15 protein-coding genes and 1 pseudogene are annotated in these 22,346 nt (G+C 72.3%); 11 read left to right on the top strand and 5 right to left on the bottom strand.

Translation table 11 applies throughout. The features are described 5' to 3' along the window. Window positions 1-80: 80 nt before the first annotated feature. Window positions 81-1,844: a glycoside hydrolase family 6 protein gene (locus tag E4U91_RS29870; protein ID WP_137309681.1), complete on the bottom strand. Its 1,764-nt coding sequence runs from the start codon at window positions 1,842-1,844 to the stop codon at window positions 81-83. A 39-nt stretch (window positions 1,845-1,883) separates the two neighbouring features. Continuing rightward, complete coding sequence (locus E4U91_RS29865; RefSeq protein WP_137309680.1) at window positions 1,884-3,404, bottom strand: cellulase family glycosylhydrolase; 1,521 nt, start codon at window positions 3,402-3,404, stop codon at window positions 1,884-1,886. 263 nt (window positions 3,405-3,667) lie between these two features. Here E4U91_RS29865 and E4U91_RS29860 point away from each other — a divergent pair, with 263 nt between their 5' ends. Together E4U91_RS29860 and E4U91_RS29855 are read left to right on the top strand one after the other, a co-directional pair. Continuing rightward, window positions 3,668-6,583, top strand: coding sequence for a glycoside hydrolase family 48 protein (locus tag E4U91_RS29860; protein WP_137309679.1), 2,916 nt, complete (start codon window positions 3,668-3,670; stop codon window positions 6,581-6,583). A gap of 180 nt (window positions 6,584-6,763) precedes the next feature. Then, window positions 6,764-9,436 (top strand): cellulose binding domain-containing protein, encoded by a 2,673-nt coding sequence (locus E4U91_RS29855; RefSeq protein ID WP_137309678.1) that lies wholly within the window; start codon window positions 6,764-6,766, stop codon window positions 9,434-9,436. Between the two features lie 63 nt (window positions 9,437-9,499). On the opposite strand, the gene E4U91_RS29850 is transcribed toward E4U91_RS29855, so the two are convergent. Then, complete coding sequence (locus E4U91_RS29850; protein ID WP_137309677.1) at window positions 9,500-10,456, bottom strand: helix-turn-helix transcriptional regulator; 957 nt, start codon at window positions 10,454-10,456, stop codon at window positions 9,500-9,502. A gap of 40 nt (window positions 10,457-10,496) precedes the next feature. Between E4U91_RS29850 and E4U91_RS29845 the strand changes: the two genes are divergently transcribed. Then, on the top strand, window positions 10,497-10,976 hold the full coding sequence (locus tag E4U91_RS29845; RefSeq protein ID WP_137309676.1) for a hypothetical protein: 480 nt from the start codon (window positions 10,497-10,499) through the stop codon (window positions 10,974-10,976). Next, window positions 10,973-11,425, top strand: a pseudogene (locus E4U91_RS29840) (hypothetical protein); the annotation flags it as partial. The gene E4U91_RS29845 and the pseudogene E4U91_RS29840, both read left to right, overlap by 4 nt. On the opposite strand, the gene E4U91_RS29835 reads toward E4U91_RS29840, so the two are convergent. Together E4U91_RS29835 and E4U91_RS29830 are read right to left on the bottom strand one after the other, a co-directional pair. Next, window positions 11,418-12,269, bottom strand: a complete 852-nt coding sequence (locus E4U91_RS29835) for a class I SAM-dependent methyltransferase (protein ID WP_137309675.1) — start codon at window positions 12,267-12,269, stop codon at window positions 11,418-11,420. The pseudogene E4U91_RS29840 and the gene E4U91_RS29835 sit on opposite strands and share 8 nt — an antisense overlap. Window positions 12,270-12,303: 34 nt before the next feature. Then, the gene (locus tag E4U91_RS29830; protein ID WP_137309674.1) at window positions 12,304-12,609 is read right to left on the bottom strand and encodes a 4a-hydroxytetrahydrobiopterin dehydratase; all 306 of its coding nucleotides are present in this window, start codon (window positions 12,607-12,609) and stop codon (window positions 12,304-12,306) included. A 247-nt stretch (window positions 12,610-12,856) separates the two neighbouring features. Between E4U91_RS29830 and E4U91_RS29820 the strand changes: the two genes are divergently transcribed. The 7 genes from E4U91_RS29820 (at window position 12,857) to narI (ending at window position 22,294) form a co-directional block, all read left to right on the top strand. After that, window positions 12,857-13,750, top strand: coding sequence for a helix-turn-helix domain-containing protein (locus E4U91_RS29820; RefSeq protein ID WP_137309672.1), 894 nt, complete (start codon window positions 12,857-12,859; stop codon window positions 13,748-13,750). A gap of 109 nt (window positions 13,751-13,859) precedes the next feature. Then, window positions 13,860-14,723 carry a helix-turn-helix domain-containing protein gene (locus tag E4U91_RS29815; RefSeq protein ID WP_137309671.1) on the top strand — a complete coding sequence of 288 codons (864 nt, stop codon included), beginning with the start codon at window positions 13,860-13,862 and terminating at the stop codon, window positions 14,721-14,723. 87 nt (window positions 14,724-14,810) lie between these two features. After that, window positions 14,811-15,626 carry an SAM-dependent methyltransferase gene (locus E4U91_RS29810; protein ID WP_137309670.1) on the top strand — a complete coding sequence of 272 codons (816 nt, stop codon included), beginning with the start codon at window positions 14,811-14,813 and terminating at the stop codon, window positions 15,624-15,626. A gap of 98 nt (window positions 15,627-15,724) precedes the next feature. Further along, a complete protein-coding gene (locus E4U91_RS29805; RefSeq protein WP_137309669.1) occupies window positions 15,725-19,408 on the top strand; it encodes a nitrate reductase subunit alpha in 3,684 nt (1,227 codons plus the stop codon). Continuing rightward, window positions 19,408-21,081, top strand: coding sequence for a nitrate reductase subunit beta (gene narH / locus E4U91_RS29800; protein WP_137309668.1), 1,674 nt, complete (start codon window positions 19,408-19,410; stop codon window positions 21,079-21,081). The genes E4U91_RS29805 and narH overlap by 1 nt, the downstream gene beginning before the upstream one ends. After that, window positions 21,081-21,575: a nitrate reductase molybdenum cofactor assembly chaperone gene (narJ, locus tag E4U91_RS29795; protein ID WP_137309667.1), complete on the top strand. Its 495-nt coding sequence runs from the start codon at window positions 21,081-21,083 to the stop codon at window positions 21,573-21,575. The genes narH and narJ overlap by 1 nt, the downstream gene beginning before the upstream one ends. Further along, window positions 21,572-22,294, top strand: a complete 723-nt coding sequence (narI, locus tag E4U91_RS29790; protein ID WP_137309666.1) for a respiratory nitrate reductase subunit gamma — start codon at window positions 21,572-21,574, stop codon at window positions 22,292-22,294. The genes narJ and narI overlap by 4 nt, the downstream gene beginning before the upstream one ends. The last annotated feature ends 52 nt before the right edge of the window (window positions 22,295-22,346 follow it).

The raw sequence follows: 22,346 nt of genomic DNA, 5'->3' as shown, positions 1-22,346 counted from the left end.
GCGCGCCGGCCCGGTGGTCCGGACCGGCGCGTCCGGCGGACCGGCCGGACCGCGCAGGGCGGGCCGGCCGGTCCCCCGGGTCAGGAGACGGCCGGGTAGGCGTTCTGCAGCAGCTGCTGGAACTGGGCGGAGAACCACTTGCCGGCCAGCGGCGAGTTCGGCAGCGCCCCGGTGGGGTTGTTGCCGTTGCGGGCGTTGCCGCCGTACGTCGGGTCGCACATCCGGTCGAAGCCCTTGCCCTCGTCGTTGGCGATGGCCGAGCTCGCGCCGTCCGACTCCCCCGGGGGCTTCACCCACACGTAGGCGTCGATCCCGGCGGCCGGAGCCGACTTAGGCCGCTCACCGAGACCCGCGCCGCTCTGGTTGCACCAGTTGCCGGCGTGGATGCGCCGGTCGATGCGGCCGCCGTTGACGTAGGCGTCGACCGAGGTCGTCGGACCGGCGGCGGTGGGCCGCGCCGAGCCGCCCCAGCCGTTGCGGGAAGTGTCGACCAGCATGCCCAGACCGGAGTTGAAGCCGGCCGCGACGAGCTTGGTGCGCAGGGCCTGCGCGAAGGACTGCTCGTCCACGTACCAGTTCCAGTCGATCCACTTGGACTGGCGCACGGTCTGCCCGTTCACCGAGTCGCTGATCTTGACGAACGGCTCCGTCGTGGCACCGTAGTTGGCCGTGTTGACGATGAAGCCGGTGACGTCGTTCACGCTCGCGCCGTTGGTGGTCGCGACCTTGTAGAACTCCTGGACGGTCGGGTCGAAGTTGCTGTCCCAACCCAGCCAGGCGTGGTGGCCGGCGTCGATGTAGTTGTAGACGTTGGAGATGGCGCCCAGCTTGTCGAGGGCGTAGCTCACGCCCTTCTCGTAGTTGCCGTTGGCCTTCATGGTCGCGCAGGCGTCGGTGCTGCCCGCGGTGCCGCCGGCGTTGGTGACGAGGTTGGGCAGGGAGTCCGGCTCGATGACGGTGGCGATGCGCAGGCCCGCGTACTTGGAGTCGGACAGGATCGACGCGATCGGGTCGATGTACTGCGACTTGTACTTGTCGATCTCGGTCGGGCCGAGCTCGCCGTTGGAGGCCAGGGCCGCGCAGTCACGTCCGGGCAAGTCGTAGATGACCAGCTGGATGACGAGCTGGCCGGAGCCCTTCTGCTTCACCGCCTCGTCGAGGTGGGCGCGCAGGCCCATCCCGCCGTTGACGCCGTTGATGGCGGCGATCCGGTCCAGCCAGACCGCGGTGGACTGGTTGGCGACCTTGCTGCCGCCCGGCTCGGCGGCGGCGTGCGCCGACCACTCGGGGTTCACGTAGCCCTTGGCGCCCACGTAGGGGTTGTCGACCTTGCCGGTCGGGGTGCCCGGGTCGGTCGGGGTGCCCGGGTCGGTGGGGGTGCCCGGGTCGGTGGGCGTGCCCGGGTCGGTCGGGGTGCCGGAGCCGTTGTCGACGTTGCAGGCGACCCCGTCCAGGGTGAACGCCGTGGGCAGCGCGTTGCTGCCGCTGTAGGAGCCCTGGAACCCGAAGCTGACCGAACCGCCCGTCGCCAGCGCGCCGTTGTAGCTCTCGTTGGCGGCGGTGACGGCCGTGCCGGACTGGGTGACCTTCGCGTTCCAGCCGTTGGTGACTCGCTGGTTCCCGGCGTACGACCACTTCAGCGACCAACTCGTCTTGGCGGCCGAGTTGTTGGTGATGGTCACGTTGGTCGTGAAACCGGAGTCCCACTGGTTCTGCACCTTGTAGTCCACGGTGCAGGGGATCGCGGCGATGCCCGAGCTGCCGGGGACGACGGCGAGCGCCGTTCCCGAGGCCCCGGCGACCAGCGCCAGGGCAGCGAGAATCGCTGTTCTGCTACGGCTCATGAGTGCGGGTTTCCTTCTTTTCCGGTGCGGGTGGTGGGGTCATCCGTTCAGGGCGCGCAGGTGATCGCGCAGCCCGGTGCCGTACGCGGTGGGTGTCCCGTCGTAACTGCTGATCAGGGACGGGCCCGAGGCGCAGTCCCAGGTGTTCCAGGTCCAGCCCAGGTACGACAGTCCGTGGTCGTCGAACCACTTCATGACCTGGTCGACGAATCCGTGCGAGCAGGTGTTCTCCCCGATCTCCCCGGCGACCAGCGGCACCTGGGCCGCGACCGGGGCGAGGGTGGAGTTCCAGCAGCTCTCGCTCGCACAGGAGTTGAAGTTGTAGACGTGGTAGGCGGCGGCCAGATTGCCGGTGGGGTCGGTGGGGCGGTGGGTCAGCCACTGGCTCAGGTCGTTGGAGTACGCGAGCCCGCCGGCCAGGATCACGTTGCGCGCGCCGGTCGCCCGTACGGCGTCGACGAGGTCCTGCATGCCGGCGACCTCGTAGCCGATGCCGGGGCAGGTGCCGCCGTCGCGCCAGCACTGCCACGCCTGGGTGGTCGTGGCGGTGGCCCGGTCCGGGTAGGGCTCGTTGAACAGGTCGAACACGACGGCCGGGTCGTTCTTGAAGGTGCCGGCCACCGACGACCAGAAGGTCGGTGCGTACTGCTGGTCGGGCATGGGCTTCTGGCAGGTGGCGTGCACGTCCGTGCAGCCGGCCGAGTTGCCCGTGTACTGGCCGTAGGTCCAGTGCAGTTCGACGACCGGCGTCATGCCGTGCGCCTCGACGCGTGCCACCAGGTCCTTGACGGCGTTCACGTAGTTCGCGCCGCCGTACTCGGGCTTGATGCCGGCCAGGCCGAGCCAGCACTCCTCGTTCAGCGGGATGCGGACCGTGTCGGCCTTCCAGTCGGCGATCGCCCCGATCGCGGCGTCGTCGACGGGTCCGTCCCAGATGCCGCGGCCCTGCACGCACATGAACTCGCCGCCGGAGCGGTTCACGCCGAGCAGACGGTGTGCGGTGCCGCCGGCGTCCACCAGCCGGTTGCCCGCGACGTGCAGCGCGGGCGGTGCGCCCCCGCCGTCCGGCGGACCGGTCGGGGTGGGGGTGGGCGTCGGGGTGGGCGTGGCGGTGGCCGTCGCCGTCGGGGTGGGCGTGCTGCCGCTGTCGACGTTGCAGGTGGTGCCGTTGAGCCGGAACGTCGTCGGTACGGCGTTGGTGCCGGACCGGGACGCCAGGAACCCGGCGCTGACGCTCGCACCGGTGCCGAGCGCGCCGTTGTAGCTCTCGTTGACCGCGGTGACGGTCGTGCCGGACTGGGACCACTTGGCGTTCCAGCCCTGGGTGACCTTCTGTCCGCTCGCGAAGTCGAAGGTCAGTGTCCAACTGCTGAGCGCAGCCGAGTTGTTGGTGATCCGTACGGCGCCCTGAAAGCCGGCGTCCCACTGTCCGGTGACGGAGTACTCCACCGTGCAGAGGGGTGCTGCTCCCTGGGCCGTGACGACCGGCCAGGTGGCGCCCGCGATGAGGGCGACCGAGCCGGCGACGGCTAAAAGTACTGAACGCGGGGGGTGTCGCATGAGCGACTCCTTGCAGATCAGCGCGCCGTGACGGACGCGTCGACTGATGGAACCGCTCCCACTGGTGTCCATGAAGCTAGCGGCAAGCCTCGGCAAAGAACAAGAGAGCAACTGACATTGCTTCAACTTCCGGCGTCGAATCATTTCGATCCTTCGCACACCTTGACCGCTCGTACCCCCATCCTCACTATGGGAGCGCTCCCACTGGTTCAAGGCTTGTTGCTCCTCCCCCCTTCTCCCGAGCCGCATGGAGGAACCAGCACATGCATCCCCCACGCAGACGTCGCGGGACGCGGCGCCTGTGGACCGCCGCAGTGGCGGCCCTCGCGCTCCCCCTGGCCATGCTCAGCACCACGTCCACGCCCGCTTCGGCGGCGGCACTCCAGTGCAGCGTGGACTACAAGACCAACGACTGGGGCTCCGGCTTCACCGCGGACCTCACCCTCACCAACCGGGGCACCGACGCCATCAACGGCTGGACCCTGACCTACGCCTACACCGGCAACCAGAAGCTCTCCAACGGCTGGAACGGCAGCTGGTCGCAGTCCGGTACCGGCATCACGGTGAAGAACGCCTCGTACAACGGGACGATCGCCGCCGGCGGGGCGGTCAGCACCGGTGCGCAGTTCAGCTACAGCGGCACCAACACGGCCCCGGCCTCGTTCTCGGTCAACGGCACCCCGTGCAACGGCGCGCACCAGCCGCCGGTCACCGTGCTGACCAGCCCCACCGCGGGCGCGGTCTACACGCAGGGCGACCCGGTGCCGCTCGCGGCGACCGCCGCGGCCGCGGACAACGCGACCGTCAGCAAGGTGGAGTTCTACGACAACACCACGCTGCTGGGCACCGACACCAGCGCGCCGTACACCCTGTCGGCCTCCGGGTTGACCGTGGGCAGTCATTCGCTGCTGGCGAAGGCGTACGACAGCCTGGGCGCGTCGGCGGAGTCGACGCCGGTCGGCATCACGGTCGCCGCGGGTCCCTCCGTGGTGGCGTCGACCAACCAACTCGCGGTGCAGCAGGGCAAGTCGGCGACCTATGACGTGAAGCTCTCCACGCAGCCGTCGGCCAACGTGACGGTCACGACGGCGCGCACCGGCGGCAACACCGGCCTGTCGGTGAGCGGCGGGGCGAGCCTGACCTTCACCCCGTCGAACTGGAACACCGCCCAGAAGGTGACCATCGCCGCCGACGCCTCCGGCACCGGCGCGGCCACCTTCGAGTCGAGCGCCCCGGGCCTGGCGAAGGCGACGGTCACGGTCACCCAGATCGCGGCGACCAAGACCTACGACGCCCGGTTCCTGGACCTCTACGGCAAGATCACCAACCCGGCGAACGGCTACTTCTCCCCCGAGGGCATCCCGTACCACTCGGTGGAGACGCTGATCGTCGAGGCGCCGGACCAGGGGCACGAGACCACGTCGGAGGCGTACAGCTACCTGCTGTGGCTGCAGGCCATGTACGGCAAGGTCACGGGCGACTGGTCCAAGTTCAACGGCGCGTGGGGAATCATGGAGAAGTACATGATCCCGACGCACGCCGACCAGCCGACCAACTCCTTCTACAACGCGTCCAAGCCGGCGACCTACGCGCCGGAGCTGGACACGCCGAACGAGTACCCGGCCAAGCTGGACAGCGGAGTGTCGGTGGGTCCCGACCCGATCGCCTCCGAGCTGAAGAGCGCCTACGGCACGGACGACGTCTACGGCATGCACTGGCTCCAGGACGTCGACAACGTCTACGGCTACGGCAACGAGCCGGGCAAGTGCGAGGCCGGTCCGACGGCCACCGGCCCGTCGTACATCAACACCTTCCAGCGCGGCGTGCAGGAGTCGGTGTGGGAGACGGTGCCGCAGCCGACCTGCGACGCCTTCAAGTACGGCGGCAAGAACGGCTACCTGGACCTGTTCACCGGTGACTCCTCCTACGCCAAGCAGTGGAAGTTCACCAACGCGCCGGACGCCGACGCGCGGGCGGTGCAGGCCGCGTACTGGGCCGACCTGTGGGCCAAGCAGCAGGGCAAGGGCTCGGATGTCTCCGCGACGGTCGCCAAGGCCGCGAAGATGGGCGACTACCTGCGGTACGCGATGTACGACAAGTACTTCAAGAAGATCGGCAACTGCGTCGGTCCGAGCACCTGCCCGGCCGGTACCGGCAAGGACGCCTCGCACTACCTGCTCTCCTGGTACTACGCCTGGGGCGGTGCCACCGACACCAGCGCCGGCTGGGCCTGGCGCATCGGCTCCAGCCACACCCACGGCGGCTACCAGAACCCGCTGGCCGCCTACGCCCTCAGCAACAACGCCGACCTGAAGCCCAAGTCGGCGACAGGGCAGTCCGACTGGGCCAAGTCGCTCCAGCGCCAGCTGGAGTTCTACCGCTGGCTGCAGTCCAACGAGGGCGGCATCGCGGGCGGCGCCACCAACAGCTGGGCGGGCCGGTACGCCACGCCTCCGTCGGGCACGTCGACCTTCTACGGCATGTACTACGACCCGGCGCCCGTCTACCACGACCCGCCGTCCAACCAGTGGTTCGGCTTCCAGGCGTGGTCGATGGAGCGGGTGGCCGAGTACTACCAGCAGACCGGGAACGCCCTGGCGAAGCAGGTCCTCGACAAGTGGGTCGACTGGGCGCTGTCCAAGACCACGATCAACCCGGACGGCACCTTCCTGATCCCCTCCACGCTCCAGTGGTCGGGCCAGCCCGACACCTGGAACGCGACCACCCCCGGTGCCAACAGCTCGCTGCACGTCACCGTCGCGGACTACACCAACGACGTCGGCGTGGCCGCCGCGTACGCCAAGACGCTGACGTACTACGCCGCCAAGTCCGGTGACGCGGAGGCGAAGACCACGGCGAAGGCGCTCCTGGACGGCATGTGGAACAACAACCAGGACGCGCTCGGCATCGCGGTGCCGGAAACGCGCACCGACTACAACCGCTTCGACGACGCCGTGTACGTCCCGAGCGGCTGGACCGGCACCATGCCCAACGGTGACGCGATCAGCTCCTCCTCGACCTTCGCCTCGCTGCGGTCCTTCTACAAGAACGACCCGGCCTGGTCGAAGATCGAGAGCTACCTCGCGGGCGGTGCCGCGCCCGTGTTCACGTACCACCGGTTCTGGGCCCAGGCGGACATCGCCCTCGCCATGGGCTCGTACGCGGAGCTCCTCGAGTAGGCCCCGCTCTCGCTCCGCGTGGGGCGCCGGGCGGTCCCCCTCCCGCTGTGGGGACCGCCCGGTCGTCACGCCCGGCCCCGGGCCTCCCCCGCTCTCCCCCGCTCTCCCCCGCTCCCCCTCCCTCATGCGCGCATCCCTCCCTCACCCCCTCCCCCTTGGTTCACGAGGAAGGACCCCACCGTGCGAAGAACCCGCATCCTCACGGCCGTGCTGGCGCTCGCCGCCGGCCTGCTCGCGGGCACCCCACCGGCACTCGCCACCGCCGACGCCCCCGCGGCGCCGGCGCCGCTCGCCGCCGAGTCGTACACCTGGCGCAACGCCCGCGTCGACGGCGGCGGTTTCGTCCCCGGCATCGTGTTCAACCGCAAGGAGAAGAACCTCGCCTACGCCCGCACCGACATCGGCGGCGCCTACCGGTGGCAGGAGTCGAGCAGGACCTGGACCCCGCTGCTGGACTCGGTCGGCTGGAACGAGTGGGGCCACACGGGCGTGGTGAGCCTCGCCTCGGACCCGGTCGACCCCAATAAGGTGTTCGCGGCGGTCGGCACGTACACCAACGGCTGGGACCCCACCAACGGGGCGGTGCTGCGCTCCGCGGACCGGGGCGCGAGCTGGCAGAAGACGGACCTGCCGTTCAAGCTGGGCGGCAACATGCCGGGCCGGGGCATGGGCGAGCGCCTCGCCGTCGACCCGAACAAGGACAGCGTGCTGTACCTGGGCGCGCCGAGCGGCAAGGGCCTGTGGCGGTCGACGGACTCGGGAGTCACCTGGTCGCAGGTGACGAACTTCCCCAACGTCGGTACGTACGCGCAGGACCCGAGCGACACGAGCGGCTACGCCTCGGACAACCAGGGCATCGTCTGGGTCACCTTCGACGAGTCGACCGGCACCGCCGGCAGCGCCACCAAGACGATCTACGTCGGGGTCGCCGACCAGGGCAACGCGGTCTACCGCTCGACGGACGCGGGCGCCACCTGGTCGCGGCTCGCCGGGCAGCCGACGGGATACCTGGCGCACAAGGGCGTGCTGGACGCCGTCAACGGCTACCTGTACCTCGCCTACAGCGACAAGGGCGGTCCCTACGACGGCGGCAAGGGCCGGCTGTACCGGTACGCGACGGCGACCGGCACCTGGACCGACATCAGCCCGGTGGCCGAGGCCGACACCTACTACGGCTTCAGCGGGCTGACGGTGGACCGGCAGCACCCGGGCACGGTGATGGCGACCGCGTACAGCTCCTGGTGGCCGGACACCCAGATCTTCCGCTCGACGAACAGCGGCGGCACCTGGACGAAGGCGTGGGACTACTCCTCCTACCCCAACCGCGACAACCGCTACACCATGGACGTCTCCTCGGTGCCCTGGCTCACCTGGGGCGCCAACCCGTCCCCGCCCGAGCAGACACCCAAACTCGGCTGGATGACCGAGGCCTTGGAGATCGACCCGTTCAACTCCGACCGCATGATGTACGGCACGGGCGCGACGATCTACGGCACCGAGGACCTGACCAAGTGGGACAGCGGGGCCAAGTTCACCGTCCGGCCCATGGTGCAGGGCCTGGAGGAGACCGCGGTCAACGACCTCGCCTCGCCCCCGTCCGGCGCCCCGCTGCTCAGCGCGCTCGGTGACATCGGCGGGTTCCGGCACACGGACCTGACGAAGGTCCCCGCCATGATGTACACCTCGCCGAACTTCACCACGACCACCAGCCTGGACTACGCCGAGAAGGACCCGAACACCGTGGTCCGGGTCGGCGACCAGGACTCGGGCCCGCACGTGGCGTTCTCCACGGACAACGGCGCCAACTGGTTCGCCGGCACCGACCCGTCGGGCGTGAGCGGCGGCGGCACCGTGGCCGCGGCGGCCGACGGCAGCCGGTTCGTGTGGAGCCCGCAGGGCACCGGCGTGCAGTACACGACGGGCTTCGGCTCGTCCTGGTCGGCGTCGAGCGGCATCCCGGCGGGCGCGGTCGTCGAGTCCGACCGCGTCGACCCGAAGACCTTCTACGGCTTCAAGTCGGGCAAGTTCTACGTCAGTTCCGACGGCGGCGCGACGTTCACGGCGTCCGCGGCGACCGGGCTGCCCAGCGGTGACAGCGTCCGCTTCAAGGCGCTGCCCGGCACCAAGGGCGACGTCTGGCTGGCTGGCGGCGCGAGCGACGGGGCGTACGGACTGTGGCACTCCACTGACTCCGGCGCGACCTTCACCAAGCTGTCCGGCGTCGAGCAGGCCGACACCATCGGCTTCGGCAAGGCCGCGGCGGGCGCCTCGTACCAGACGCTCTACACCAGCGCGAAGATCGGCGGGGTGCGGGGCATCTTCCGCTCGACCGACAAGGGCGCGAGCTGGACCCGCATCAACGACGACGCCCACCAGTGGGGCTGGACCGGCGGGGCCATCACCGGCGACCCGCGGGTCTACGGCCGGGTGTACGTCGCGACCAACGGCCGCGGGATCGTCTACGGCGACACCTCCGACACCGGGGGCGGCTCCGGCGGGGGCGGCGGCACGGACCCGACGCCCACCCCGACGGGTGCCTGCACGGTGACGTACAAGGTCACCAACCAGTGGTCGGGCGGCTTCCAGGCCGACGTGCAGCTGACCAACTCCGGGTCGAGTGCCTGGACCGGCTGGTCGCTGGGCTGGACCTTCGCGGACGGCCAGAAGGTCTCCCAGGTCTGGAACGCCGAGCACACCCAGACGGGTGCGGCGGTGACCGTGAAGAACGTCGGCTGGAACGCAGGCGTGGCGGCCGGCTCCTCGGTGGGTTTCGGCTTCACGGGCAGCTGGTCGGGGACCAACACGAAACCGACGGCGTTCACGCTGGGCGACCGGACCTGCACGACCGGCTGACCACCGGGACGCCCCGACGGGGGGGAGGGCGCGTGCCACCAGCGGCACGCGCCCTCGGCGTTCCTACGGCGCCTGCGCGCCGTAGCGGCGGGCCAGTTCCGCGGCCGTGCGGGCGATCCGTTCGCGCAGTTCCGGCGGGTCGAGGACCTCGACGTCCGCGCCCAGGCGCAGGAACTCGCCGTGGGCGTGGTCCACGGACTCGATGGGCACGTCGGCGACGGTCCAGCCGTCGGCGTCCGTCCGCCCGTGGGCGCGGACCGCGGCCTGCGCGGGACCGGTCAGTCGCACGCCCGGGGCGAGCCTGACCCGGGCGCGGGTCCGGTACAGCCGGTCGTGGAAGTCGCGTCGGTACCCCGCCCAGTAGGCGGCCAGGTCGAAGGCGTCCGGCCGGGTGAACTCCTCGTCGGTGGCGGTGAGTTCGAGGATCCGGTCGACGCGGTAGGTGCGCGGTCCCGGTCCGGCGACGACGTACCAGCGGCCCGCCTTGAGCACCAGCCCGTACGGCTCCCACCGCCGCGTCACGTCGGTGGGCTCGCGCCAGCGCCGGTAGGTGACGCGTAGGACCCGGCCGTTCCAGACGGCGTCGGCGACGGCGGACAGGTGGGGGGTCGGGTCGGCGTCGGTGTACCAGCCGGGCGCGTCCAGGTGGAAGCGGCCGCTGATCCGGTCGGCGTGGGCGCGCAGCGCGGGCGGCAGCGCGGCGCGCACCTTGAGCTGGGCCGCGGCCAGGACCGGGCCGAGGCCCAGCTGGGCGGCGGGGCCCGGGGCGCCGGACAGGAACAGCGCCTCCGCCTCGTCGGCGGTCAGTCCGGTCAGCCGGGTGCGGTAGCCGTCGAGCAGCCGGTAACCGCCGGCGTGGCCCGCGTCGCCGTACAGGGGCACCCCGGCGGCGCCCAGCGCCTCGACGTCCCGGTACACCGTGCGCACGGAGACCTCCAGCTCCTCGGCGAGCTGGGCGGCAGTCATCCGGCCCCGGGTCTGGAGCAGCAGGAGGATGGAGACGAGCCGACTGGACTTCACTGACACAGGATGTCAGGGAAGGCGCCCTAGCGTCGCGGTCATGGCCTTCACCGAGAAACTGCTGACCGTGCCACCGCCGATCGAGGTGGCCGGGCGGCACATCAAGCGCTACCACGTCACCGCCGACCCGGCGGGGATCGCCCCCGGGGTGCAGGACGCCGCCCTCGCCCTCCTGCCGGCCCTCCTCCCGGAGCCGGACGGCACCCCGCCGGCGACGTTCGTCGTGCTGCACCGCGGGGGCGACGACGGCGCCTACCTCAACGTCTACAGCTGGGTCTGGGACAACGTCCTGCACTTCCGGGGCGCGGCGGCCGGCCAGCCCGTGCTGGGCTGCCCCGACCGCGACCCCACCCACTTCGTCCCCGTGGAGCGCCCCTGGATCGGCTGTGTGTGGGAGCTGCCGCCGATCCAGCACGAGCGCGACGCCTGGGTGCGTCACCTGCTCGCCCCCGACACCCCCGACCTGGACGCCTACCTCGTCGACAGCCTGGCCGAGGGCACGACGGGAGACCGCGCGTGAGCAGCCCGCACGACTTCGACTTCCTCCACGGCGACTGGCAGGTCCGCAACCGCCGCCGCACCGACTTCCTCGACCCGGACGGCGCCTGGGAGGAGTTCTCCGGCACGACCCGGTGCCGGCCGCTGTTCGACGGCGCGGCTAACATCGACGAGATCGACATGCCGCATCTCGGGCGGCGGGGCGCGACCCTGCGGCTGTTCGACCCGGCGGCCCGGCAGTGGTCGCTGTACTGGGCCTCCAGCGGCACCGGTCGGCTCTACCCGCCCGTCACGGGACGGTTCGAGGACGGGCGCGGCGAGTTCCACGGCGAGGACGTCCACGACGGCGAGGACGTGCGCGTCCGGTACGTGTGGTCGGGCACCTCCCCCACCACGGCCCGCTGGGAGCAGGCCTTCTCGGTGGACGGGGGCACGACCTGGGTGACCAACTGGATCATGGAGTTCACAAGGGAACCGGCCCAGGCGGACCAGGCGGATCAGGCGACCCAGGCGGCTCAAGTGGACCAAGTGGACCGAGCGGCCCGGTCGACTCACTCGGTCCAGCAACTCCCGCGGCCGGCTTCCGGAACGCCCGGAGCGTGAACACCGGGTCCGGCCGGGGCCGGTCCTGGTCGGGCAGGGCCGCGAGGCGCGCGGCGAAGACGTCGGCCAGGGGGTGACCGGGGGGCAGCGTCACGAACCAGCCCCGCCGCAGGTCGGCGATGGTCCGCCCGGGGCTGCGGCCCTGCCCCCGGCCGGTGAAGCGGGCCCGCCCCGCGGGCCGCAGGCCGCACTCCGCGCCGTACGCCCCCACGAGCGCGGCCGCGTCGGACGCCTCCCGGGGCGGCCGGGCGGCCAGGACGACATCGATGTCGCTGCCCACGTTGTGCGAGGCGCCCTTGTCGACGGTGGTCACGTAGACGCCGCCGGGGCGCAGGACGCGGGCGCACTCGGCGACCACGCGCCGCACGTCGTGGGCGTCGTCGAACAGGTGCAGCAGCCAGACGCTGCTGACCGCGTCGAACGCGCCGTCCGGGAAGGGCAGCCGGCGGCTGTCGGCGACCACGACCGCGCCCGGCAGCCGGGCGGCGGCCCTGCGCGCCATCCCGGGTGCGAGGTCGACGCCGGTCACCCGGGTGCGGGGCCGGGCGGCCGCCAGTCTCCGGGTGACGATGCCGGTGCCGCAGCCGAGGTCCAGCAGGCGGCGCGCGTCGTGCGGCACGAGGCCCAGTACGGCCGCGGCGGCCGCCTCGGCCCGGGGCTCACCGCCGCGCAGGCCGTCGTAGGCCGCGGCCTCCTCGTCGTAGTCGAGCACCCTGGCTCCCCCCGTCCGGCGCCGGTCCGCCGGGTCACTCCGCGCCGTGGCCGGGGGCCAGGGCGGCGACCCGGCGGGCCAGCTCGAAGTCCCGTTCCGTCAGGGCGCCCCCGGCGCTGTGGGTGTGCACGGCGAGGGTCACGGTGTCGTAGCCGAGGGTCAGGTCGGAGTGGTGGTCGAGTGCGTCCTGCACCTGCGCGACGTGGACGACCAGCGCCGTGGCGGCGAAGTGCGAGCCGAGGCGGTACGTGCGGGTGAGGCGGCCGCCGTCGACGGACCAGCCGGGCACCTCGGCGAGCCGGTCCTCGATCTCCTGCTGGGACAGCGGTTCGACGGCCATGGACAGGCTCCCTTTCCCGGGTGTCGCGTACCGTTCCAGCCTGCCACAGGCGGGACGCCACGGACCTGGTCCTCAAGGGGGGCCTCGCCGGCGGGGCCCGGGGAGCGGCCAGGTACGGCGGGCGGCGCGGGGGCGGCGGGCGGCGCGGGGGCGGCGGGCGGCGCGGGGGCGGCGGGCGGCGCGGGGGCGGCGGGCGGCGCGGGGGCGGCGGGCGGCGCGGGGGCGGGCCACGCACTACCGTCGTCCCATGACCACCGTCGCGACCGGCTCGACCGCCCCCGGCACCCCGGCCCCCGGCTCCGGCCGCCCCGCCGCCCGTGTCCCCGCGCCCGCCGTCCCGCCCGGGTCCGCCCCCGCCGAGCAGGGCGTGGGTCCGCTGCTGCGGGCCTGGCGGGAGCGGCGGCGGCTCAGCCAGCTGGAGTTGGCGCTGCGGGCGGACTCGTCGGCCCGGCACATCAGCTTCGTGGAGACCGGCCGCTCCCGGCCCAGCGAGGAGATGGTGCTGCGGCTGGCCGAGCACCTGGACGTGCCGGTCCGCGAGCGCAACGCCCTGCTGCTGGCGGCGGGTTACGCCCCGCACTACCCGCAGACCCCGCTGGACGACCCGGCGCTGGACGCGCTGCGCGAGGGCATGGAGCGGCTGATCCGGGGCTACGAGCCCTACCCGGCGCTGGTCGTCGACCGGCTGTACGACGTGCACGCCGCCAACCGGGGCATCACCCTGCTGCTGGAGGGCGTGCCCGAGTCCCTGCTGCGGCCCCCGCTCAACGCGATGCGCCTGACGCTGCACCCCGAGGGCCTCGCGCCGCGCATCCGCAACCTGCGGGCCTGGCGCGGGCACCTGCTGCACCAGATGGAGCGGCAGATCGCGCTGCACCGCTCCCCCGAACTGCGGGCGCTGTACGAGGAGGTGGCGACCTACCCGGTGCCGGAACCCCGGCCGGGCGAGGAACCGGACGAGCCGGTCGCGTACTTCGCGCTGCCGATGGTGATCGAGCACGGCGGCCGGACGCTGTCGTTCGTGTCGTCGATCTCCACGTTCAACACCCCCATGGACGTCACCGTCGCCGAGCTGGCCATCGAGACGTTCCTGCCGGCCGACCCGGCGACGGTGAAGTACCTCCACTCGCTCGGGAGCTGACGGAATGCCAGGGAACGACGCGGTCCGACGGCCGTCCTCCGGCCCTGTGAGACTGCCACGGGAACATGACACACTGCTCGCGTGTCCCGACACGTAGGGGAGACGTGGCGTGAGTGAACGGCGGCCCGCACCCACCGTGGGTCAGGTGGTCCTGGGCAGGCGACTCCAGGAGTTGCGCGAGGCGGCCGGCCTGGGCCGCGAGGAAGCGGCGGCGGCGCTGCGCGTGGCGCCCGCGACGGTGCGCCGCATGGAGACGGCCGACGTCGCGCTGAAGGTCCCGTACGTGCAGGTGCTGCTGGAGACGTACGGCGTGTCCGAGGACGAGGCGGCCACCTTCGTGGAGCTCGTCGAGGAGGCCAACCGGCCGGGCTGGTGGCAGCGCTTCCACGACGTGCTGCCGGAGTGGTTCAGCCTGTACGTGAGCCTGGAGGGCGCGGCCCGGCTGATCCGCTCCTACGAGCCGCACTTCGTGCCCGGGCTGCTGCAGACCCCGGCGTACGCGCGGGCCGTCCTGGAGGCGGGGACGATCGGGCAGACCTCCCCCGAGGCGATCGAACGGCACGTGACGCTGCGCATGGAGCGCCAGCGGCTGCTGGACGGGCCCTCCCCGCCGCACCTGTGGGTGGTGATGGACGAGACGGTGCTGCGCCGTCCGGTGAGCATGGACACCGCGGTGATGCGCGACCAGCTGGACCGGCTGCTGGAGTTCACCGAACGCGACCGGATCACCCTTCAGGTCGCCGAGTTCGACGACGGTCCGCACCCGGGGACGTCCGCGCCGTTCTCCCTGTTCCGCTTCGCCGAGCCCGAACTGCCCGACATGGTGGTCACCGAGTACCTGACGGGCGCGCTGTACCTGGACTCGCGCAAGGAGGTCTCCGCGCACCTGGAGGTCCTCGACCACATGACGACCCACGCCGCGTCGGCACAGCGCACCAAGGACGTCCTGCGCAAGGTCCGCGCCGACTTCTGACACCGGCCCGAGGCCCGCCGCCCAGCCGGACGAGCCACCGACGAGCCGATCCAGCCGATCCAGCCGACCCCAGGGAGTGAACCGCACATGTCCGGAACCGACGCCGCGCAGCCGGCCGTCGACACCAGCCGACCGCACCCGGCCCGGGTGTACGACTGGTGGCTCGGCGGCAAGGACAACTACCCCGTGGACGAGGAGCTGGCCCGCCGCATCCTCGCCGTCGACGGCACGGTGCTGCGCGGGGCGCGCGCCAACCGGCGCTTCATGCAGCGGGCGGTGCGCACGGTCGCCGAGGCCGGGATCCGCCAGTTCCTCGACATCGGCACGGGCATCCCCACCGAGCCGAACCTGCACCAGGTGGCCCAGTCCGTGACGCCGGAGGCGAAGGTGGTGTACGCGGACAACGACCCGATCGTGCTGCGCCACGCGGAGGCCCTGCTGCGCGGCACCCCGGAGGGGTCCACCCAGTACGTGCACGCCGACGTCCGGGACGTCGACACGCTGCTGTCGCGGGCCGCCGACGCGCTGGACCTGGACCGTCCGGTCGCGCTGTCCCTGGTGGCCCTGACCCACTACCTGGGGGACGACCCGGAGGGGGACGACGTGTACGGGCTGCTCGGCCGGTACGTGGACGCGCTCGCCCCCGGCAGCTACCTGATCCTGTCCCAGGTCACCCCCGACCTGAGCCCGGAGGCCATCGAGAAGGCCGCCGACAGCTTCCGCCGGTCCGGGACCCCGTTCCACCCGCGCTCCCTGAGCGAGTTCTCCCGGTTCTTCGCGGGCCTGGAGCTGCTCGGCCCGGGGGTGATCCCGGTGTCGGGCTGGCGCCCGGAGCCGGCGGACGTCGCGATCCAGGCGGAGGGCATCGTGCCCGTGTACGCGGGCGTGGCGCGCAAGCCCTGACCCGCCCCCGCCGGGTACCCGTACGGGTGCCGTGAACGGGTGCGCTCCCGCGCCCGCCCCTAGGTTGGCTGGGCAGGGGGGTGAGCGAGGGAGCGCACGTGACGGACACCCGGACACCGCCCACCGAGCCCGGCGCGGCACTGCTGCGCGCCGGGCGGTTCTTCCGGCCCGGCACGCCCGCCCCGGACCTGCACAGCATCGGTCTGGTCGGCGGCCGGGAGGCGGACGCCTTCTACCGCGACCGGTGGAGCCACGACAAGGTGGTGAACTCCACCCACGGGGTGAACTGCACCGGTTCCTGCCGGTGGCAGGTGTACGTCAAGGACGGGATCATCACCTGGGAGACCCAGCAGACGGACTACCCGTCGGTGGGCCCGGACCGCCCCGAGTACGAGCCGCGCGGCTGCCCGCGCGGCGCCGCGTTCTCCTGGTACACCTACTCCCCGACCCGGCTGCGCCACCCCTACGTGCGCGGGGTGCTGCTGGAGATGTACCGCGAGGCGAAGGAACGCCTCGGCGATCCGGTGCTGGCCTGGGCCGACCTCCAGTCCGATCCCGAGCGGCGCCGCCGCTACCAGCGGGCCCGGGGCAAGGGCGGCCTGGTGCGGGCGAGCTGGGACGAGGCGCTGGAGATCGCCGCCGCCGCGCACGTGCACACGATCAAGACCTACGGCCCGGACCGCATCGCGGGCTTCTCCCCCATCCCCGCGATGTCGATGGTGTCGCACGCGGCGGGCGCCCGCTTCCACGCGCTGATCGGCGCGCCGATGCTGTCGTTCTACGACTGGTACGCCGACCTGCCGGTGGCCTCCCCGCAGGTCTTCGGCGACCAGACGGACGTGCCCGAGTCGGGTGACTGGTGGGACGCGGCCTACCTGATCATGTGGGGCTCCAACGTGCCGGTGACCCGCACCCCGGACGCGCACTGGATGGCGGAGGCCCGCTACCGGGGGCAGAAGGTGGTGGTCGTCGCCCCGGACTACGCGGACAACGCCAAGTTCGCCGACGAGTGGCTGCACCCGCACCCCGGCACCGACGGCGCGCTGGCCCTGGCGATGGGCCACGTGGTGCTCAAGGAGTTCTTCGTCGACCGGGAGACGCCGTTCTTCCGGGACTACGTGCGCAAGTTCACCGACCTGCCGTTCCTGGTGACGCTCACCGAGCGGGACGGCGGGTACGTGCCGGCCAAGTTCCTGCGCGCGGCCGACCTCGGGCAGGGCGGCGAGGACGCGCGGTGGAAGACCGCGGTGCTGGACGAGGTCACCGGACGGGCGACCGTCCCGAACGGCTCCCTGGGGTTCCGCTGGACCGAGGAGGGCAAGGGCCACTGGAACCTCGACCTGGGCGGCTTGCGCCCGCAGTTGAGCCTGTACGGCAGTGAGGCCGCGGTGGGGGCGGAGGTCCTGCTGCCCCGCTTCGACACCGAGGGCGGCCCGCACGGCCAGGGGCGGGGGGAGGTCGTGCGGCGGGGCGTGCCGGCGACACGGCTCGGCGGCCCGGACGGACCGCTCGTGACGACCGTGTACGACCTGCTGCTGGCCCAGTACGGTGTGCCGCGGCCCGGGCTGCCCGGCACCTGGCCCGCCTCCTACGACGACGCCGGCTCCCCCGGCACACCGGCCTGGCAGGAGGCGCACACCTCCGTCCCGGCCGCCCGGTGCGTGCGCATCGCCCGGGAGTTCGCGCGGACCGCCGAGCGGTCCCGGGGCCGCTGCATGATCCTGATGGGCGCCGGCACCAACCACTGGTTCCACTCGGAGACCATCTACCGGGCGTTCCTCGCGCTGCTCCAGCTGACCGGCTGCCAGGGCCGCAACGGCGGCGGCTGGGCGCACTACGTGGGGCAGGAGAAGTGCCGCCCGGTGACCGGCTGGGCGACACTCGCCGGTGCCACCGACTGGTCCCGGCCGCCCCGGCAGATGATCGGCACCGCCTACTGGTTCCTGCACACCGACCAGTGGCGCTACGACCGTTTCACCGCCGACGTGCTCGCCTCGCCGCTGGCCGAGGGCCGCCTGGCCAGGCTGACGAACGCGGACTGCGTCGCGCTGTCGGCCCGCACGGGCTGGATGCCGTCGTACCCGACGTTCGACCGCAACCCGCTGGAGCTGGGCGAGGCGTTCGGCGACCCGGTGGCCCGGACGGTCGCCGAACTGCGCGCGGGTACGCTGAAGTTCGCCTGCGAGGACCCGGACGCGCCGCAGAACTGGCCACGCGTGCTGAACCTGTGGCGCGCCAACCTGCTCGGCTCGTCGGCCAAGGGCGCCGAGTACTTCACCCGGCACCTGCTGGGCACGCACTCCTCGCTGCGCGCCGAGGAGGCCCCCGAGGAGGTGCGGCCGCGGGACGTGACGTGGCACGCGCGGGCACCGGAGGGCAAGCTGGACCTGCTGCTGTCGGTCGACTTCCGGCAGACGTCCTCCACGCTGCTGTCGGACGTGGTGCTGCCCGCGGCGACCTGGTACGAGAAGCACGACCTGTCGTCGACCGACATGCACCCGTTCGTGCACGCCTTCACCCCGGCCGTCGATCCGCCGTGGCAGGCCCGCACCGACTTCGACACGTTCAAGGCGCTGGCGGAGCGCCTGAGCGAGCTGGCCGTGGACCACCTGGGCGTGCGCAGGGACCTGGTGGCCTCCGCGCTCCAGCACGACACCCCGGGCGAGACGGCCCAGCCGGGCGGGGTGGTGCGGGACTGGAAGCGCGGGGAGTGCGAGCCGGTGCCCGGGCGGACCCTGCCGAACCTGACGGTCGTGGAGCGCGACTACACGGCCGTCGGGGCGCGGTTCGCGGCGCTCGGCCCGCTGGTGGAGCGGCTGGGGCTGCCCGCCAAGGGTGTCACGCTGCGTCCCGACGAGGAGGTCGAGCGGCTGCGCGCGCTCAACGGCACGGACCAGGAGGGCCGTCCGTCGCTGGACACGGCGGTCAAGGCGTGCAACGCCGTCCTCGCCCTGTCCGGCACGACCAACGGCCGCCTCGCCACGCAGGGGTTCCGTGCCCTGGAGGAGCGCACCGGGCAGGCGATGGCGCACCTGGCGGCGGAGCACGAGGGCCGGCGGGTCACCTACGCCGACACCCAGGCCGCGCCGGTGCCGGTGATCACCTCGCCGGAGTGGTCGGGCAGCGAGGCGGGCGGCCGCCGGTACACCGCGTTCACGCTCAACACCGAGCACGCCAAGCCCTGGCACACCCTCACCGGCCGCCAGCACTTCTTCCTCGACCACGACTGGATCCACGAGCTGGGCGAGGCCCTGCCCGTGTACCGGCCGCCGCTGGACATGCACCGGCTGTTCGGCGAACCCCGGCTCGGGCCGGACGGCGCCCGGGAGGTGACGGTGCGTTACCTCACGCCGCACAACAAGTGGTCGATCCACTCCGAGTACCAGGACAACCTGTTCATGCTGGCCCTGTCCCGGGGCGGGCAGTCGATCTGGATGTCCCCGCAGGACGCCGAGGCGATCGGCGTCGCGGACAACGAGTGGGTGGAGGCCGTCAACCGCAACGGCGTGGTGACGGCGCGGGCGGTCGTCTCGCACCGGATGCCCGTCGGCACGGTCTACCTCCACCACGCGCAGGAGCGCACGGTGGCCGTGCCGACGGCGGAGACCACGGGGATGCGCGGCGGTATCCACAACTCCCTCACCCGGGTGCTGCTCAAGCCGTCCCACCTCATCGGCGGCTACGCCCAGTTGTCGTGGGCGTTCCCCTACCTGGGCCCGACCGGCAACCAGCGCGACGAGGTGACCGTGATCCGCCGTCGCGGTCAGGAGGTGGCGTACTGATGCGTCCGATGGCCCAGATCGCGATGGTGATGAACCTCGACAAGTGCATCGGCTGCCACACCTGTTCGGTCACCTGCAAACAGGCGTGGACCAACCGGCGCGGCATGGAGTACGTGTGGTTCAACAACGTGGAGACGCGCCCCGGGCAGGGCTACCCGCGCCGCTACGAGGACCAGCGGCGCTGGCGCGGCGGCTGGGAGCTGAACCGGCGCGGCGCGCTGAAGCTCGCCGCGGGCGGCCGGTTCCGCAAGCTCGCGGGCATCTTCTCCAACCCGCGGCTGCCGGAGATCAAGGACTATTACGAGCCGTGGACGTACGACTACCGCAACCTCACCGACGCCCCGCTCGGTGACGACTTCCCCGTCGCCCAGCCGGTGTCGCAGCTCGACGGCAAGCCGATGAAGATCGAGTGGTCGGCCAACTGGGACGACAACCTCGCCGGTGCCCCGGCGTACGGCGAGCTCGACCCGATGGTGGAGCGCACCCGGCAACGGGCCTCCGAGCAGGTGCGGTTCGCCTACGAGCAGACGTTCATGTTCTACCTGCCGCGGATCTGCGAGCACTGCCTGAACCCGTCGTGCGTGGCGTCGTGCCCCTCGGGCGCGATGTACAAGCGGTCCGAGGACGGCATCGTGCTGGTCGACCAGGACCGCTGCCGGGGCTGGCGGATGTGCGTGACGGGGTGCCCGTACAAGAAGGTGTACTTCAACCACCGCACCGGCAAGGCCGAGAAGTGCACGCTGTGCTACCCGCGCCTGGAGGCGGGCCTGCCGACGGTCTGCTCGGAGACGTGCGTGGGCCGGCTGCGCTACCTCGGGGTGGTGCTGTACGACGCGGACCGGGTGACCGCGGCCGCCTCGGTGCCCGACGACGAGGCGCTGTACGAGGCGCAGTTGGGCGTCATCCTCGACCCGGAGGACGAGGAGGTGCGGCGGGCCTGCGAGGCGGCGGGCATCCCGCACGACTGGATCGAGGCGGCCCGCCGCTCCCCGGTGCACGCGTTGGTCAGCCGCTACCGGGTGGCGCTGCCGCTGCACCCGGAGTACCGCACGCTGCCGATGGTCTGGTACATCCCGCCGCTGTCGCCGGTGGTGGACGCGCTGACGGGGACCGGCCACGACGGCGAGGACGCGGGCAACCTGTTCGGCGCGATCGACACGCTGCGCATCCCGCTGGAGTACCTGGCGGAGCTCTTCACCGCCGGTGACACCGGGCCGGTGCGGTCCGCGCTGGAGAAGCTCGCCGCGATGCGGGCGCACATGCGCTCCGTGAACCTCGGCGAGGAGCCGGACGCCTCGGTCGCGGCGGCGGTGGGGATGCGGCCGCAGGAGATCGAGGAGATGTACCGGCTGCTGGCGATCGCCAAGTACGAGGAGCGGTACGTCATTCCGACGGCGGGCGTGGGGGACGCGCGGCGCCTGGAGGAGGCGGCGGCGCGGCACGGGTGCGACCTGGACTTCGAGGGCGGGCCGGGCAGCGGCGGACTGGGGCCGCCCGGCGCGGACGGGCCGTTCGGCACGGACCACCCGTTCGACGGGGACGGCCCGTTCGGCGGGGACTCCGGCCGGCGGCGGCTGCCGCTGGTACCGGTGGAGAACTTCCACGCCCTGCGCCGGCGGCAGACCTCGGACGACCCCGACCTCCTCGTGCCCGACGACAGCAAGGAGCCGTGATGCCCTCGGACCAGGTGCTGTACCAGGCCGCCGCGCTCTGTCTGACCTACCCGGACGACGACTTCCACGCCCGGCTGCCCCTGCTGCGCGAAGCGGCGCCCCAGCTGCGGCAGTTCACCGACCACGCGGCCCTCACCCCGCCGCAGGAGCTGGCCGCGCACTACGTCGAGGTCTTCGACTTCAGGAACCGGCACAGCCTGTACCTGAGCTGGTGGCGGGACGGGGACACCCGGCGGCGCGGGATGTCGCTGGTGCGCTTCAAGGAGGTCTACCGGGCGTACGGCCTGGAGTTCAGCGGCGAGGAGCTGCCGGACTACCTGCCCGCGGTGCTGGAGTTCACGGCCCGCACCGGGGACACGCACCTGCTCACCGAGTACCGCGACGGGGTGCACCGGCTGCGCACCCGGCTGGCCGAGCACGGCACACCGTACGCGTCCGTCCTCGACGCGGTGTGCGCCACCCTGCCGACCGCAGGCACCGGAGGGCCCCGATGACCACGCTGCTGTGGGGCGCCCTGCCCTACGTCGCCTTCGCCCTGCTGGTCGCCGGGCTCGTCTGGCGCCACCGCTACGACCGGTTCGGCTGGACCACCCGCTCGTCCCAGGTCTACGAGTCACGGCTGCTGAACATCGCCTCGCCGGTCTTCCACTACGGCATCCTCTTCGTGCTGGCGGGCCACCTGGTGGGGCTGTTCGTGCCCGCGTCGTGGACGGGCGCGCTCGGCGTGAGCGAGCGCACCTACCACCTGTTCTCCCTGGTCGGCGGGACGGCGGCGGGTGTGCTGACCGTCGCCGGGATCCTGCTGCTCGTCTACCGCCGGCGCACCAGGGCCCCCGTCTTCCGGGCCACCACCGCCAACGACAAGCTCATGTACGCGGTCCTGCTCGCCGCGATCATCATGGGCATGATCGCCAAGCTCGCCCACACCTCGGGCGACGGCTACCCGTACCGCTCGACCATCGCCCCCTGGGCGCGCAGCCTGTTCACCCTGAACCCGCGGACCGACCTGATGACGGGCGTGCCGGTGACGTACCAGGTGCACGCGGTGATCGGGATGGTGCTGATCGCACTGGTGCCCTACACGCGGCTGGTGCACATGGTGAGCGCGCCGGTGCAGTACCTGTTCCGCCCGTACATCGTCTACCGCAGCCGGGACCCGCGGGAGCTGGGTCCCCGCCCGGAGCGCCGGGGGTGGGAGCGGACGGGGAGCTAGCGGCGGGGCCCGCGCGCCCGGCGCCCCTTCGCCCATGCCTCCGGACCACTCG

Origin of the sequence: Streptomyces lasalocidi (genome assembly GCF_005280215.1) — a bacterium.
GTDB classification, from domain to species: domain Bacteria; phylum Actinomycetota; class Actinomycetes; order Streptomycetales; family Streptomycetaceae; genus Streptomyces; species Streptomyces longwoodensis.
The sequence above is the reverse complement of the archived record's forward strand: the minus strand, read 5'-3'. Positions and strand labels throughout refer to the sequence as shown.

Coding starts and splice junctions, on each gene's coding strand:
- E4U91_RS29865 (WP_137309680.1), bottom strand. CDS start 3,404: ATGCGACACCCCCCGCGTTCAGTACTTTTAGCCGTCGCCGGCTCGGTC.
- narJ (WP_137309667.1), top strand. CDS start 21,081: ATGCCCTCGGACCAGGTGCTGTACCAGGCCGCCGCGCTCTGTCTGACC.
- E4U91_RS29845 (WP_137309676.1), top strand. CDS start 10,497: ATGGCCTTCACCGAGAAACTGCTGACCGTGCCACCGCCGATCGAGGTG.
- E4U91_RS29810 (WP_137309670.1), top strand. CDS start 14,811: ATGTCCGGAACCGACGCCGCGCAGCCGGCCGTCGACACCAGCCGACCG.
- E4U91_RS29820 (WP_137309672.1), top strand. CDS start 12,857: ATGACCACCGTCGCGACCGGCTCGACCGCCCCCGGCACCCCGGCCCCC.
- E4U91_RS29860 (WP_137309679.1), top strand. CDS start 3,668: ATGCATCCCCCACGCAGACGTCGCGGGACGCGGCGCCTGTGGACCGCC.
- E4U91_RS29870 (WP_137309681.1), bottom strand. CDS start 1,844: ATGAGCCGTAGCAGAACAGCGATTCTCGCTGCCCTGGCGCTGGTCGCC.
- narI (WP_137309666.1), top strand. CDS start 21,572: ATGACCACGCTGCTGTGGGGCGCCCTGCCCTACGTCGCCTTCGCCCTG.
- narH (WP_137309668.1), top strand. CDS start 19,408: ATGCGTCCGATGGCCCAGATCGCGATGGTGATGAACCTCGACAAGTGC.
- E4U91_RS29830 (WP_137309674.1), bottom strand. CDS start 12,609: ATGGCCGTCGAACCGCTGTCCCAGCAGGAGATCGAGGACCGGCTCGCC.